Below are 15,333 nucleotides of genomic sequence, written 5' to 3' on the forward strand. Positions count from 1 at the left end.
TTTCATTATTTTGTAGCAAAACATTTTGAAGAGTGAATACAGAATCCCGACGGTGAAGTGCTACTGCCCAGACCATTCACCTCACCCCCGGTCAAATGAGGCCACCGGCATCGCCAAATCACGTGAACATGCCGGTTAACACAATTACAGGGTAAACTGGCCGTTTTACAGACCAAAGGAAGCGGATATGACCACTGACACTTTGCCGGATACGCTGCCTGATACGCTGATGGCACTGCTTAACGGCTCCCTGCCCGCCAGTCATCGGCATCAGGCCATTCGCCTGTCCAGCGTGGGCGATAACGGCTGGCCCTATGCGGCTCAGCTCAGTCTGGGCGAAATCATCGCCCGCTCACCGGGCGAACTGCTGTTTGCCATCTGGCCTGATTCCACCACCACCCGCAATCTGCAACGCGACGGGAAAATGACGCTGGCGCTGGTACTGGAGGGGGCGGTCATTGAAGTTCAGGCGCGGGCCACCCTGCGGGAGGAGACCCTGACAGACCTGGCGCTGGCGGTGTTCCGTGCAGACGTGAAGCAGGTGATCGCCCATCGCGCGCCGTACGCGACGGTCACCAGCGGCCTGACGTTCCACCTGAAGGATGAGGCCGTGGCGCTGACGCGCTGGCACGAACAGATAGCGGCACTGAAAGCACTGGCATAAAAAAGGGCGACCCTGGGGTCGCCCTTTTTACTTCTGACGTTAAGGCTTATTTGCTGTCAGGCAGCGCATACGCTTTCACGTAATCGCCCAGCTTAGTCCCAAACGAACCGTGACCACCGGCCACAATCAGCACGTACTGTTTGCCGTTCACTTCATAGGTCATTGGCGTCGCCTGGCCGCCTGCGGGCAGACGGGCTTCCCACAGCTGCTCGCCGTTAGACACGTTAAAAGCACGCAGGAAGTTATCGGCCGTTGCGGCGATAAAGAACACGTTACCGGCAGTGGTCACCGGCCCGCCCAGCATTGGCATGCCCATTTTAAACGGCAGCGGAACCGGTGAGCTGTCGCGCACGGTGCCGATACGTTTTTTCCATACAATATCGTTCGTTTTCAGGTCAACCGCAGAGATATAGCCCCATGAAGGCTGCTTGCACGGGAAGCCCAGTGGAGACAGGAACGGATTCAGCGTCACGCCGTACGGCAGGCCGTACTGAGGCTGAACACCAGACTCGGTACCCGTACCGCCTTTATCATTCTCATCTGGCTCGATCGGATTACCCGGACCACGCGGGATCAGACGCGAAACAAACGGCAGCGCCATCGGGTTAGTCACCGCCACCTGGCGATCCGTATCCACAGCAATCCCGCCCCACTCGAACATGCCCAGGTTACCCGGGAAGACCAGGGTGCCCTGCTCGGACGGTGGCGTGAATGGACCTTCGTAACGCAGCTGATGGAACATCACGCGACAAATCAGCTGATCGTAAATCGTCGCACCCCACATATCCTTTCCGGACAGGTGAGCTTTCGGACGGAAGCTCAGTTCAGAATAAGGCTGCGTTGGCGAGACATGGTCGCCCTTCGCAGCCCCACCCGGAACCTTCATTTCCGGTGCCGGCACGACTGGCTTACCGTTGGTACGGTTCAACACAAAGATATCGCCGGTTTTGGTCGGAATGTAGATGACCGGAACCTTGTTACCGTCTTTATCGTTAATATCAGCCAGCGTAGGCTGCGCCGGAACGTCCATATCCCAGAGATCGTGGTGAACCGTCTGATAGAACCAGGCCAGTTTACCAGTGGTGGCATTCAGGGCCAGCATCCCGGTGGCGAAACGCTCCATTTCCGGAGTACGGTGTCCTCCCCAGATATCCGGCGTGGACACACCGATCGGCAGATACACCAGATCCAGTTTGGCATCGTAAGACGCCGGTGCCCATGAGTTCGGTGAGTTAGGCGTATAGTTCTGCTCGCCTTCCGCAATCACGTTCGGATCTTTCGCGCCCGTGTCAAAAGCCCACAGCAGCTTGCCGGTCTTGACGTCAAAACCACGGATCACGCCCGACGGCTCTTTGGTCGAATAGTTATCGGTAACGGCACCGGCCATCACTATCGTTGTGGCGGTCACAATCGGTGGTGAGGTCGGTTCGTAAGAGCCCACTTTGTTGTAAGGCAGGTTGCTCTGCAGGTTCAGCTTGCCGTTGTCACCGAATTCCGGGCACAGCGCACCGGTTTCCGCGTCCAGCGCATACATGCTGCCATCATTAACCGGAAGCAGGATGCGGCGTGAACACAGCGCAGGCTTCTCGACCGCAGGCGTTGCCGCCGCTTCCGGCGTCTGCACATAAGAAACACCGCGACAGGTCACATGCTGGAAGGTCGGGTCCGTCTTCATCTTCGGATCGAACATCCATTTCTGCTTACCGGTTGCCGCGTCCAGAGCAAACAGCTTCTGGTGCGCAGTACACAGGTACAGGGCATCGCCGATCTTAATCGGGGTCACTTCATTGGTGATCTCACCCGGATCGCTGGCCGTCTTCAGATCACCCGTCTGGAAAGTCCAGGCTTCCTGCAGTTGACCGACGTTGGTCGCGTTAATCTGCTTCAGCGGAGAGTAACGCGTACCGCCCTGGGTACGACCATAGGCAGGCCAGTCACCCGCAGGAATACCGTCGTCAGCCGGGGCTGCAGCGGTCTGATCCTGACTCAGGGTGCCATTAATTTCCTGTGGGTCGTTAAACACCGAGTAAGCCAGAACGGCCACCACAAACACCAGCACGGCTGACAGTGCCACGCGCGGGAATGATCCGCCTGCACTCAGCGCACGCCAGATGAACGGCAGTACCAGCCACAGACCGAGGAAGAAAGTGATATCCAGACGTGGCGTCAGCGCCCAGAAGTCAGGCCCCACTTCCCACAGCGACCAGACGGTGGTGGCCAGCAGGAACAACGCATAGAGCAGCAGCGCTGCGCCACGGCGGCGGTACAGCAGGAAAGCGGTGATCAGCATAACCACACCAGCGATGATGTAGTAGAGCGAGCCACCCAGTTTAGCCAGCCAGATACCGCCAATTAACAGATACAGACCACTCAGGGTGGCAAATATCGCTGTTAACAGGATCAGTATTCTTGATGCTTTACTTTGCATAGTTTGAACCTTACCAAAATTTAAAGTCATCGATTGGGCGTGACAGCGTCAGCCCGATCTTTTCAAATACCCGTCTTGTGTTGCCTATCCATCGGGTGTTTTTCACCTGCTGTAACCAGCAGGTGGTTACTGGATTCTTTTCAGAACTGGTAAACCAGCGTTGCACCGCCGCCCCAGTTACGTCCCGGCGCCGGTTCGTAGTAACGGTTATTACCTTCGTTAACGATCACCGAGCCGACATACTGGCGGTCAAACAGGTTATCCACGCGGCCAAACAGATCGAGCGACCACTGGCTCCAGTTGAAACGGTAGCCGGTATTCAGGCTGGTCACCGCGTAGGACGGTGCCTGCGCATCGTTCGCGTCATTCGCCTGGATGTCGCTCATATAACGGATATCGGCCCCGGCGTGCCAGCCGCTTTCCGGCGCATAAGCCAGAGAGGCATAACCCATATTGCGCGCAATCCCCGGCAGGCGGTTGCCCGCCGGTGTACAGCGGGTTCCTGACGCATTGCAGGTGTCATTGCGGTAGGTGGCATCCAGCAGCGTCCACGCCAGCTTCAGATGCCAGTCCATCGCAAACTGCTGATCAAAGCCCAGCTCCAGGCCACGGCGACGGGTTTCTCCGGCATTTTTATACACCGCACGTCCCCCTTTACTGTCATCCACCACCAGCTCGTTGTCGGTATTGGTCTGGAACACGGCGGCGGTCAGCAGACCGAAGCCAATGCGGGTTTTGCTGCCCAGCTCAACGGTATCGCTGGTGGCCGGCTTCAGGCCCAGGTTCAGGCCCGTCTGTAAACCGGAGGTTGAACGGTATGACAGCTCGTTAATGGTCGGGGTTTCGAATCCGCGGCCGGCCGAAGCATAAAGGTTCCACGCCCCGGTGACGGCATAATTAAGCGACCCCATCGGCAGCAGCTTATGGTAGCGCGCGCTGCCGCTGTCATCGCCATTCACGCTGGTTATATAATAGTCGGTGGAATCAAAGTTCACCGTGCTGTAACGCAGGCCGGCATCCAGCGTCCATTTCGGCGTCAGCTGCCAGCTGGTTTGCAGATAGGGGTCGAGGTTCCACATGGTGTTCTTCTCGTTGCGACGCTGATCGCCCTTCTCACCAAACTGATTCACCCCGTTAACCCTGTTGTAGTTCTGAAAGCCCTGACGGCGTTCGGTCATGGTTTCATAATCCACTCCCGCCGTCAGCGTTACCGGCACAGAGCCGATCTGCCCGTCATGCTTCCAGCGGGTGTCTATCCCCTGGTATTTACGTTCCAGCACGATCACCCCACCGGGGTAAGTGGCAAGCTGCTGCGTGGCATAAGGAATAGACTGATATTGCGTGGTGTGACGTTCACCGTGCCAGGTGGTCAGCGTCAGCTGATCCCTGTCGCTCATTTCCCGCTGGTAGCGCAGACCGACCTGAGTCTGATCGAGGTTTTTCCGCGTATTAAAGCTATCGCCGCGCGGCGACTGGCGCGGACTGGCCTGATATTCGGCCTGCGTCAGTCCACCAGGATCGTTGGCATCGACGGAAACGCTGTTAAACATCAGCGTCAGCGTACTGACGTCGTCAAGCCGCACGCCGAGCTTCCCGTTGCCCAGGCTTTTCTGCGTGCCGCTGTGATCGCGGAAGCCGTGGGTGGTAAAGCGGGAACCGGAGAGGGTGTAATTGACATCCCCCGCCTGCGTGCCATCACCGGTAGCGCCGCTGGCTTTTACGCTGTTGCGCCAGGAACCAAAGCTGCCAAAGTAGGTGCCCGCTTCCAGCGTGGCCGGCTGGCTGCCGGTGGTGGTATCAATATTCACCACGCCACCGGAGGCATTGCCATACAGTGCAGAGTAAGGCCCGCGCAGCACTTCTACCTTGCCCACCGAGTTGATATCGATGTTTGACGTCTGCCCCTGCCCGTCGGGCATCGTGGCAGGGATGCCATCCACATACAGCCGCACGCCGCGAACGCCGTACATGGATCGGCTGCCGAAGCCGCGCACGGAGAGTTGCAAATCCTGAGCATAGTTCTGACGGTTCTGAATTTGCAGGCCCGGCACGCTGCCAAGATTTTCAGACAGATTTACCCGGGCGTTGGTGCCACGCAGGTCATCACCGTCCACCACGCTGACGGCCGCCGGGGTGTCCAGTTCGGACAGCCCTTCGCGCTGCTTTATCACCATCAGCGACGGTGCCTCGCCCGACGCGGTCACGGCGGCAGGCTGTGCAGCGTTGACAGCAACGGGTGACAGCAGGAACAGCGGTGTTAAAACAACAGCAGAAGTTTTATTAATCACAAGAATTATTCGATGTGGATAAAAGATACAAAAAATCTCACCCGGCTCCGCCCGGTAAGCGTCCGACATTCCCTGACGTAAAACGGTCTTGCCCAGCCTGGCAACCCCAAAAAGTATATAACCCCTGAGGCATTTTGCTTACGGCATGAGCAAAAACTCTCTGTGACGCGCAGCCACTCTTTTTCTCTGCCCGCGGCGCGTTACTGAGGGTACTAATGTGACGCAAGTCACAAAACGCGGGCGATTGTAGCACTCATTAATTTGCTTGCGAACTATTGTTAACGGTTTAACTAAATTGATTCACTTTAACGTTACAAAGTGAGGGGGTATTGAAAACGCAGTCGTGCAGAGATAGTGAACGCTAACTCTCAGTTAAGGCATGACAACACCATGACGGCGATGAGACGCCGGGCTATAATCATTCGCATAACACCCTATGTGGAACCTCAACCAACAGGATGTACTATGCCGTTTTCAGGACGCTGGCCGTTACCGCATTTCCCCTTACCGCAGACGATGATGCGCACTCTACTGGCGTCGGCGCTGCTGCTGTTGCTTAACGGCTGCTCATCCGGTTATCAGGGCCGTGAATGCAGTGGCGACATTCAGACCCTCAGCGGCCAGCCCCGTGGCAGCGTTCAGGCAATGATTATTGATCGTTTCAACTCCTTCTCGGTTGCCCTGCCGGATCGTCAACTCGACAGCGGCCCGCTGCTGTCCAGCGATCGCCAGCGCTATATTCCTTCCGCGACCACGGCGGATGGCTGGCTGGCACAGCGTATTTCCGATCACCGTTTCGCTGTCATTAACGCCCCGACCGACCAGGCAATCACCTTTACCTGCCCTTAACCTGCGAGTGCTTCTGCTGATGTCCATCCGTCAACTGATTACCAACCGACACACCTTTTTTGGCCGTGGGAGCGTGCAACAGCTGATCCCCCTGCTGAAGGATCCGGCGCTGCCAACCGTGCTGTTTTGCGGGCAGTCGTTTCTTAACGGCAGTGCCTGGCAGCAGATGAAGGCCGAGCTGGAGCCGCTGCTGTGTGGCATTGAGCGGGTCAGCCATGAAGCCTCCCCGGACGAGATTGACGCCTGGGTAGCCCGCTGGCGGGGCAAGGCCGCGCGGGTGCTGGCCATTGGTGGCGGAAGCGTACTGGACGCAGCAAAAGCTGTGGCCGCCCTGAGTCAGCATCCGCTGCCAACCCTGCGCTATCTGGAAAAAGTGGGCGATACCGCCGTCAGCGGGGCCACGCTGCCGCTGATTGCCGTCCCGACCACCGCCGGAACCGGTAGCGAGGTCACGCAAAATGCGGTGATCACCGATAAAACCACACTGAATGTGAAGGCTTCGCTGCGTCATGCGAACTTCGTACCGCCGGTGGCCGTGCTCGACCCGGACCTGCTGCGCGGGGCCTCTGACCGCGTGCTGGCCTGCTGCGGGATCGACGCCTTTACCCATCTGTTCGAAGCCTATCTCTCCAACAGCGGTAATGCCTTTACCCGTCAGACGGCCATCAGCGGAATGCAGGCCTTTATGCGCGGCTGGGCGGCCTTTAACCGGGATGACGCAGCGGGAGATGAGGCGCGGGAACAGATGATGATGGCGTCGTGGCTGGGTGGTCAGAGCCTGAGTATGGCCGGGCTGGGGGTGATCCACGGCATTGCCGGCGAGCTGGGTGCTATCCGGGATTACCATCATGGGGAAGTGTGTGGCCGCCTGCTGCTGCCGTTCCTGCAGATGCTGAGTGAAAGCGATCACCCTCAGCAGGTCGTACTGATGCAACAGCTGGATGCTGCGCTGTTTTCCCGGCCAGAGGGCTCGCCGGCGTTACGGCTCGCCAGCTGGCTGACCGCCAATGCGATCATGCCCTTCTGGCAGTCGCCCCCCGCCCTGAGCGCCGGAGATACCGACTGGATCCTGGCGCGATCTAACAGCAAGAACAGCCTGGTGAGCTGGAGCAGGGATCAACAGCGCTGGCTGCTGGAACAGGCCTTCTGCGTGGAAGCATAAACGTCGGGTGGTGCGGGTCTGAAACACCCCGCAGCCACGGCGTCAGTAGGCAGACAGAGTGACCGTCAGCAGGTAAGGCAAAAGGGCGGACCGCTACCGCGATCGGCCTCCTGTGTTTCCTGCTGCGCCGGTCAGCCCGTCCGGTTTAGAAGGAGCTCCAGTTATCGTCTACCGCAGCGGCGGCCGGTTTTGCCAGCCGTGCTGCCGGTGCAATGGCCGGAACTTTCTTCGCTGCCAGCTCCACCGGAACGCGGCGGTCGGCCTGAAGACGGAATGCCGATACCAGCTGATTCAGTGTGGATGCCTGCTCCTGCAACGACTGCGAGGCCGCTGAAGCTTCTTCCACCAGTGCGGCGTTCTGCTGGGTCACCGTATCCATCTGACCAATCGCCAGATGCACCTGTTCGATACCCTGGCTCTGTTCCGTGGTGGCAGCCGCCATTTCCCCGACAATATCGGCAACCTGACGAATTGACCCCTGCACTTTCGCCATATTCTCACCCACGTCTGCTGCCTGCACCGAACCGCTTTCCACCAGCTGCGCCGAGGTGGCAATCAGATCTTTGATTTCACGTGCCGCCGTGGACGAGCGCTGCGCCAGGTTGCGCACTTCGCTGGCGACCACTGCAAAACCGCGCCCCTGCTCCCCGGCACGGGCAGCTTCTACCGCCGCGTTCAGTGCCAGAATATTGGTCTGGAAGGCGATGCCTTCGATCAGCCCGGTGATATCAGAGATTTTGCTGGAGCTGGTTTTAATTTTTTCCATTGTACCGACCATCGCCGCGACAGCATTACCGCTGTGGACAGACAGGTCATTAGCGGTGCTGGCGAGCGAACTGGCCTGACGGGCATTTTCAGCGCTCTGTTTCACCGTATCGTTAAGGGTACTGATACTGGCTGAGGTCTGCTCCAGAGAGGCCGCCTGCTCTTCAGTACGCGCCGACAGATCTTCATTACCCGCAGCAATCTGGGTTGAGGCAGAACTGACCGACTGGGCGGAAGAAGTTACCGACCCCAGCACGCCGGAGACGCGGGCCATCAGGCTGTTAAACGCGGCGGCCGTTTTACCAATTTCGTCGTTGCGCGTGGCATCTGCCTGCTTGCTGAGATCAAGCGACTCGCTGACCAGCACCATCAGGTTCTGCATACCGTTCAGGCTGTTACGCACGCTGAAGATGGTTTTGATGGCCAGCAGACCCAGCACGATAATCGCCATGCCGGAGAAAATCATTACCCCCCAGAACACGTTGCCGTAGATCTCCGTATTCTCCCGACGCAGCTCATTACTGGCATCGATATTCAGTTGGATCTGAGCCTGCAGGCCTGCTGATAACTTACGGACGGCAGCCCCCACCCCGCTTTCACCCTGCAGCAGCGGCAGCGAACGGGCGTCGTCATGCGAACGAGACGCAGTGATAAATTCTGGCAGAGCAGCCTGAATCAGCGTAATGCTGTTCAGCGCATCCTGCGTCATAGCGCGATCCGTATCGCTGGAAATATCATTGGCCAGATAGTAATCGGTCAGGTTTTTTAACTGGCCGATAATCTGCTCAATTTTAGTCTCAACTGCAGGCTGTTTGCTGCTGTCGTTTTCACTCTGATGCTCATACAGCGCCAGACGCAGCTCACTGGCAGCACCGATAGTTTTATCCAGATCTTTGATGCTGGGAATGGCGTTAACCTGCACAAACTCAAAGCGCGACTGGAAGCCGCTTAATGCCGAGAGGGAATACGCTGACAGCGCGATTAACGACAGCGCCAGTAAGGTGAAAATGACGAACAGCCTTTTGGTAATGGTCATGCTGAATCCCCTGAAGATGTGCAGATGTTCTGGCCGATCTGAGTCGGCCATCAAAGCAGGGTTATCGGTCATTCAGCGGCGTAACTTTATCCATTCCCGGTTTCTTTCATATTTATTTTCTGCTGTCAGGTAACGGGCGTGCTGACCTCCGCTAACCAGCCTGGCCGCATTTCCGGTACGGAGCGCAGCAGCCGGGCGGTGTAATCATCCAGCGGATCAGTGAACACCTGCTCCAGCCGTCCCTGTCGCACCACCCGACCGTGACGCAGCACCATGACCTCATCCGCCACTGCCCTCACCACGTGCAGATCGTGGGTGATAAACAGCAGCGACACCCCGGTTTCTGCCTGTAACTTTTTCAGCAGTGCCAGCACGTCGCGTCCGACCAGCGGATCGAGGGCCGAGGTCGGTTCATCGCAGACGATAAGCGACGGTTCTACCGCCAGCGCACGGGCGATGCAGACGCGCTGTTTTTGTCCCCCGGAAAGCGCGTGCGGATAGCGCCCGGCAAACAGCGGTGACAGTCCGACTTTTTCCAGCAGTTCCGTCACCCTGGCCTCACGCTGCGGCGCGGAGAGTCCCGTCAGGCAGACCATGGCCCGCTCGATCTGCAGCCCGATGGTCAGACGCGGATTCAGCGCCGTATCAGGGTGCTGATGGATCATCTGCACCTGCTGCATCTGCTGCCGCGAACGCTGGCGTAACTGCGGCGGCAATCGCTGGCCGTTAAAGGTGATCTCGCCCTCAGACGGGGACACCAGCCCGCAGACCGCCCGGCCAAGCGTGGACTTGCCCGCCCCGGACTCGCCGATCAGCGCCAGCGTGCGCCCGCGCCCGACCGCCAGCGATACCGCGTGGATCACCGGGTCATCGTGATAGTGGATACTGATATCGCGCGCGCTGAGCAGCGGCAGTGTCGCACTGCGTGGCTCATGCGGTTCACCGTGGCTGTGTAACAGATCGCGGGTGTAGGCTTCGGCAGGCTCTGCCAGCAGGGTCGCCGTCTCTCCACTTTCCACCTCACGGCCGTGCCGCAGCACCATAATGCGCTGACTGAGCTGGGCGACCACCGCCAGATCGTGGCTGATATACAGCGCGGCCACACCAGTTAACCGGATAACCTGCTGGATGGCCTTCAGCACTTCCAGCTGGGTGGTGACATCCAGCGCGGTGGTGGGTTCATCAAAAACAATCAGCTCCGGCCCGGCGCAGATGGCCATCGCGATCATCGCCCGCTGAAGCTGACCGCCGGACACCTGGTGTGGGTAACGATGGAAAAAGGCCTCCGGCTGCGGTAGCTGCAGCTGGGCAAAGATCTCTACGGCGCGGCGGATAGCGGTCTGCCGGTTAAAGACCCGGTGGCGGAGGGCACTTTCAATCACCTGTTCGCCGATTTTTTTCGCCGGGTTAAACGCGGCGCTGGCCGACTGCGCCACATAAGCAATTTTAGCCCCGCGGATCCTGCGCCACTGACGCTCAGACAGTCCGGTGAGCGTCTGCCCGGCAAAGTGGATCTGCCCGCCGCTCAGGGTCATGCCATGACGAAAGTGGCCGAGCACCGCCTGACCGATCGTCGACTTGCCGGCCCCAGACTCCCCAATCAGTCCCAGTACCTCACCTTTGCGCAGGGTAAAGGTGATATCGTCCACCAGCACGGCATGACCGGCGGTGACACGCAGTTTTTCCACGCTTAACAGCGGCTGTTCGTTCATATTCTACTCCTGCCAGCTACGGCTATGCTGGCTTAACAGCCAGTCTGCAACGCTGTTTAACGCCAGCGCCAGCACGGCAATGGCTGCGCCGGGGATCAGGGCCGCCCATACGCCAAACAGGATGCCGTCTTTATTATCACGCGCCAGCCCGCCCCAGTCGGCGGTCGGTGGCTGAATGCCCAGCCCGAGGAATGACAGCGCCGAAAGAAACAGCAGGATAAAGATAAAGCGCAGGGCAAATTCGGCCACCAGCGTGGTAAAGGCATTCGGCAAAATTTCGCGCCACAGTACCCAGCCAAGGCGCTCACCGCGCAGGCGGGCAACTTCAATAAACTCCTGAGCGGCAATATCCAGCGCCAGGGATCGCGCCACGCGCAGCACGCGGGTCGACTCCAGAATTCCCAGTACGGCGACAATCACCGGGATGGTCTTCGGCAACATTGCCAGCACGACCAGCGCCAGGATCAGCGTGGGAATGGCCATCAGAATATCGTTGAGTCGGGAGATGAGCTGGTCAACCCAGCCCCGGTAATAACCGGCCAGAAAACCCAGCGACGTGCCGATGGAAAACGCCAGCAGCGTGGCCACCGCGCTGACGCTGAGTGAGGTCCGTGTCCCCCAGATCAGGCGTGACAGCAGATCGCGCCCGAGATTATCCGTACCCAGCCAGTTTTCGGGGGTCACACCGCTCCAGGCACTGCCCACTACCTCGCCGGGCGCATAGGGAGCCAGCCACGGTGCCAGCAGCGCGACCAGAACAAACAACACCAGTGCGGTGGCACCGGGAAGCACAGCAAGTTTCAGCCTAAACATCCACATCAGTTCCTTGTCAAACCCCGCCGGCCTGTTTCAGCACCCGCAGGGGATAAAGCATCGCTATCGGTTAGCGGCTGTGGCGCAGGCGCGGGTTGGCCAGCAAAGTGACCAGGTCGGCCAGCAGATTCAGCAGAATATAAATACCGGCCAGCAGCAGTGCACAGTCCTGGATCACCGGAATATCGCGCTTGCTGATGCTGTCCACCATGTACTGGCCGAGGCCGGGATAAACAAAGACGTTTTCGACGATCACCACGCCCACCATCAGCCAGGCGAGATTCAGCACAATCACGTTGATAATCGGCCCCCAGGTGTTGGGCAGGACATGGCGGAACAGAATGGCAGAGGGCGACAGCCCTTTCATCAGTGCAGTGTCGACATAGGCCGCATTCTGCGCGCTGACCAGCGCGGCCCGCGTCATATTGCTCATATGGCCGAGAATGGCAAAGATCAGCGTCATGCACGGCAGGGCTATCGCCAGCAGCCTGTCGCCGGGCGACATACCGTCGGCAACGCTGCTGTTACTGGGCAGCCAGAACAGGGTAATGGAGAAAACCAGGATCAGCAGATACCCCGAAAAGAATTCCGGCAGCGACACCGCCGCGCGGGTAAACAGGTTCAGCAGACGGTCAATCCAGCTTCCCTGATAGCGCGCCGAGACAAAGCCAATCGTCAGTGCCAGCGGCACCGCGACGATGGCGGTGAAAAAGGCCAGCGACAGCGTATTGGCCAGACGGTCCAGCAGCACCGGCGCTATTGCTTCCCGGCTGGTAAAACTGTGGCCGAAATCGCCGCGCAGTACCCCGCCCAGCCAACTGAGATAGCGGCTTACCGCCGGCTGATCCAGCCCCAGTTGCTGATTCAGTGCCGCCACCGCCTGCGGCGTCGCGGACTGGCCAAGGATGGCCGTCGCCGCATTGCCCGGCAGCAGTTGAATACCGGCGAAAATCAGTATCGACACCAGCCACAGCATCACCACGCCCGCCAGCAGACGCTGGCCGGTCAGTTTTAACAGGGGAAAGTGGCCCTTCCCCCGACGTTCACGGAGTTCACTCATCAGCGCTTATGCAAACCACACTTTTTCTGCCGCGCGGTTACCGCTCATGGTAAAGCCCGGAATGGCCACAAAGCCCTGAATTTTACTGCTGGCTGCATCCAGTGCATCAGCATACAGCGGGATAATTTCGCTGCCCTTCTCCACCAGCATCACCTGGATATCGTGGTAGATCTGGCGGCGTTTCTGCTCGTCCTGTTCGCCGCGTGCGGCTGTGACCAACTGGTCAAACGCCGGATCCTTCCACTGTGACTCATTCCATGGGGCATTACTGGTGAAGACCAGCGACAGGAGCGCATCTGCCGTCGGGCGCAGCGACCAGTTGGACGAGACAAACGGCTTTTTCATCCAGACATTATCCCAGAACGCATCGTCCGGCACGCGTTCGACCTTCAGTGGGATGCCCGCCCGCTCAGCGGAATTCTGATAGAGCTGTCCGGCATCCACAGCCCCCGGGAAGCCCGCTTCAGCGACAGATAACACCAGAGGGCCACTGAAGCCGGTTTTCTGCCAGTGATATTTGGCTTTTTCCGGATCATAAGGACGCTGTGGAATATCGTTGGCAAAGTACGGGCTGGAGGGGAAGATCGGGTTATCGTTTGCCACCGTACCGTAACCGCCGAGCACAGTTTTGATCATCTGTTCGCGATCGATGGCATATTTCAGCGCCAGACGACCGTCCAGGGCGTTAAACGGTGCCGCGGTTGCCAGGCCCGGGAAGGTGAAAATCTGGCTGTCGCGCGAGCGCAGCAGCCGGATGGACGGCATATTTTTCAGGCGGTCAACAATACGCGGATTCACACGGTTAATCAGATGTGCAGAGCCGCTGGCAAGGGCCGCAACACGCGCCGTGGAGTCACTCATCGCCAGCGTTTCAACCGAATCCACGTGCCCACGGGCCGGGTTCCAGTGGTTCGGGTTGCGCTTCACCAGGGCACGCACGCCGGGCTTAAAGCTTTCCAGAATAAATGCCCCGGTGCCGATCCCTTTATCAAAACTCTCATTCTCCGCAGTGATGGCAAAGTGGACATCACTCAGCAGCGCAATAAATTCGACGTTCGGCTCTTTCAGCTTAATCGTCACCTGATGGGGTGCCGTGGCTTCCAGGGATACCACCGGTTCCAGATAGCCTTTCACTGAGGAGCTGGATTTTTCATCGCGATGATGATTGAGCGAATAGACCACATCTTTTGCCGTCAGGCTGCGACCATCATGAAACTGTACGCCCTGGCGAATCGTCAGCACCCAGGTTCTGCTGCCGTCGCTGGTCTCCCAACGCTCGGCCAGAGATGGGGTGATTTTTCCGTTTTCATCGACTTCAGCCAGGCAGTTGAACAACTGGGAGCCGACAAAGTACATATAGGATTCAAACCAGAACGCCGGGTCAAGACGGTCGGTACTGGATCCGTTATCCATGCCCACAATCAGGTGGCCGCCTTTTTTTGGCGTCGCGGGCACAGTTTCCGCCGCCCAGAGAGAGTGCAGCGGCAGGCTGGAACAGGCTGCGGCGACAGAGAGAGCCCCGGTAGTTTTGATAAAGTCGCGACGATTCATGATGTTGTGTTTCCTGATTTTTATTGTTGTTTTCCGCCAACGCGGTTGAAGATCGAGTGTTTACTTCAGTGCTGATGCCAGACGTTGAATATGCTCCGGGCCAATACCGCAGCAGCCGCCAACCAGCGTCGCCCCGGCAGCCACCCACTCCTGCGCCCAGTGCAGATAACCTTCCGGATGCGTATCTTTGCGCAAACCACTCAGGCCTTCGTTCGCGCCGCCGCCGTTACTGCCATGCTCAAACGCATTCGCATACACCCCAATCCCCGCAGACGATCCCAGACGCTGCAGGGTTGCTGTCGCCTGCTCTATTGCTGACAGCATCACTTCAGGGTGACTGCAGTTAAACAGAATGTTGGCAGCCCCTAACGCCACCGCGCTGGACACGGCAGCGTCAATGCTTTCCCCGGATCGCAGGGTGCTGGCAGGCCGGGGATGATCAGGGTCATCATGTAAGCTAAATGACAGCCACAGAGGCTGAGGCTGGCCCGCCACGGCCTGCTGTATGGCGTCGGCTTCTGCAATGGAGCTGAGGGTTTCCCCCAGCCAGACATCCACATACGGGGTCTGAGCCTCCACCAGCACGCGGTGGATCTCCAGCGCGCGTCCGGCTTCAAACAGGTCGGGGCGGTAAGAGCCCAGAGCCGGTGGCAGGCTACCCGCGACCTGAACCGGGTGGGCAGCAGCATCGGCCGCCTGCCGCGCCAGCTGTCCCGCCAGCGCGGCCAGGCGCTGGCCATCCGCGGCAAAGCGTTCGTCACCAATATGGAAAGGCACGACGGCATAACTGTTGGTAGTGAGCGTGCCAGCGCCGGCAGCCACATAGCTGTCATGGACTTCCCGCACGCGTTCGGGTGCCTCATACAGGGCCAGCGCTGACCATTCAGGCTGACGGAAGGGCGCTCCCACACGGGCCAATTCGCGCCCCATTCCGCCATCGAGGATCTTAATATGCTGCGTCATTGGCCTGTTCCTGTTCAGATTTGTCTAATTGCTCCATGCTAC

The 15,333-nt window shown here is 58.8% G+C and carries 11 protein-coding genes; 3 read left to right on the forward strand and 8 right to left on the reverse strand.

What is annotated here, in order from left to right:
* Positions 1 to 187: 187 nt before the first annotated feature.
* Positions 188 to 664 carry a pyridoxamine 5'-phosphate oxidase family protein gene (locus K6L24_RS15630; RefSeq protein WP_118664482.1) on the forward strand — a complete coding sequence of 159 codons (477 nt, stop codon included), beginning with the start codon at positions 188 to 190 and terminating at the stop codon, positions 662 to 664.
* A 46-nt stretch (positions 665 to 710) separates the two neighbouring features.
* Here the strand turns inward: K6L24_RS15630 and K6L24_RS15635 are convergent, their stop codons facing one another.
* Both K6L24_RS15635 and pqqU read right to left on the reverse strand, forming a co-directional pair.
* The gene (locus tag K6L24_RS15635) at positions 711 to 3,092 is read right to left on the reverse strand and encodes a glucose/quinate/shikimate family membrane-bound PQQ-dependent dehydrogenase (RefSeq protein WP_222681633.1); all 2,382 of its coding nucleotides are present in this window, start codon (positions 3,090 to 3,092) and stop codon (positions 711 to 713) included.
* Between the two features lie 140 nt (positions 3,093 to 3,232).
* Positions 3,233 to 5,380 carry a TonB-dependent receptor PqqU gene (gene pqqU / locus K6L24_RS15640; RefSeq protein ID WP_222681634.1) on the reverse strand — a complete coding sequence of 716 codons (2,148 nt, stop codon included), beginning with the start codon at positions 5,378 to 5,380 and terminating at the stop codon, positions 3,233 to 3,235.
* 465 nt (positions 5,381 to 5,845) lie between these two features.
* On the opposite strand from pqqU, the gene K6L24_RS15645 reads away from it, so the two are divergent.
* Positions 5,846 to 6,229: a hypothetical protein gene (locus K6L24_RS15645; RefSeq protein WP_062745234.1), complete on the forward strand. Its 384-nt coding sequence runs from the start codon at positions 5,846 to 5,848 to the stop codon at positions 6,227 to 6,229.
* Between the two features lie 19 nt (positions 6,230 to 6,248).
* Positions 6,249 to 7,391, forward strand: coding sequence for an iron-containing alcohol dehydrogenase (locus tag K6L24_RS15650; protein ID WP_062745386.1), 1,143 nt, complete (start codon positions 6,249 to 6,251; stop codon positions 7,389 to 7,391).
* 145 nt (positions 7,392 to 7,536) lie between these two features.
* Here K6L24_RS15650 and K6L24_RS15655 read toward each other — a convergent pair whose 3' ends face one another.
* The 6 genes from K6L24_RS15655 to K6L24_RS15680 form a co-directional block, all read right to left on the reverse strand.
* Positions 7,537 to 9,192, reverse strand: coding sequence for a methyl-accepting chemotaxis protein (locus tag K6L24_RS15655; RefSeq protein ID WP_222681635.1), 1,656 nt, complete (start codon positions 9,190 to 9,192; stop codon positions 7,537 to 7,539).
* Positions 9,193 to 9,317: 125 nt separating this feature from the next.
* Entirely contained in the window at positions 9,318 to 10,904 is a 1,587-nt protein-coding gene (locus tag K6L24_RS15660; RefSeq protein ID WP_191927249.1) for an ABC transporter ATP-binding protein, read from the reverse strand.
* 3 nt (positions 10,905 to 10,907) lie between these two features.
* Positions 10,908 to 11,717, reverse strand: a complete 810-nt coding sequence (locus K6L24_RS15665; protein ID WP_062745384.1) for an ABC transporter permease — start codon at positions 11,715 to 11,717, stop codon at positions 10,908 to 10,910.
* Positions 11,718 to 11,787: 70 nt separating this feature from the next.
* The gene (locus K6L24_RS15670; protein ID WP_222681636.1) at positions 11,788 to 12,777 is read right to left on the reverse strand and encodes an ABC transporter permease; all 990 of its coding nucleotides are present in this window, start codon (positions 12,775 to 12,777) and stop codon (positions 11,788 to 11,790) included.
* Between the two features lie 6 nt (positions 12,778 to 12,783).
* Complete coding sequence (locus tag K6L24_RS15675) at positions 12,784 to 14,328, reverse strand: ABC transporter substrate-binding protein (protein WP_222681637.1); 1,545 nt, start codon at positions 14,326 to 14,328, stop codon at positions 12,784 to 12,786.
* Between the two features lie 60 nt (positions 14,329 to 14,388).
* Positions 14,389 to 15,291, reverse strand: a complete 903-nt coding sequence (locus K6L24_RS15680) for a homocysteine S-methyltransferase family protein (RefSeq protein WP_118664486.1) — start codon at positions 15,289 to 15,291, stop codon at positions 14,389 to 14,391.
* Positions 15,292 to 15,333: the final 42 nt, after the last annotated feature.

Origin of the sequence: Erwinia persicina (assembly GCF_019844095.1) — a bacterium.
Lineage (GTDB): Bacteria > Pseudomonadota > Gammaproteobacteria > Enterobacterales > Enterobacteriaceae > Erwinia > Erwinia persicina.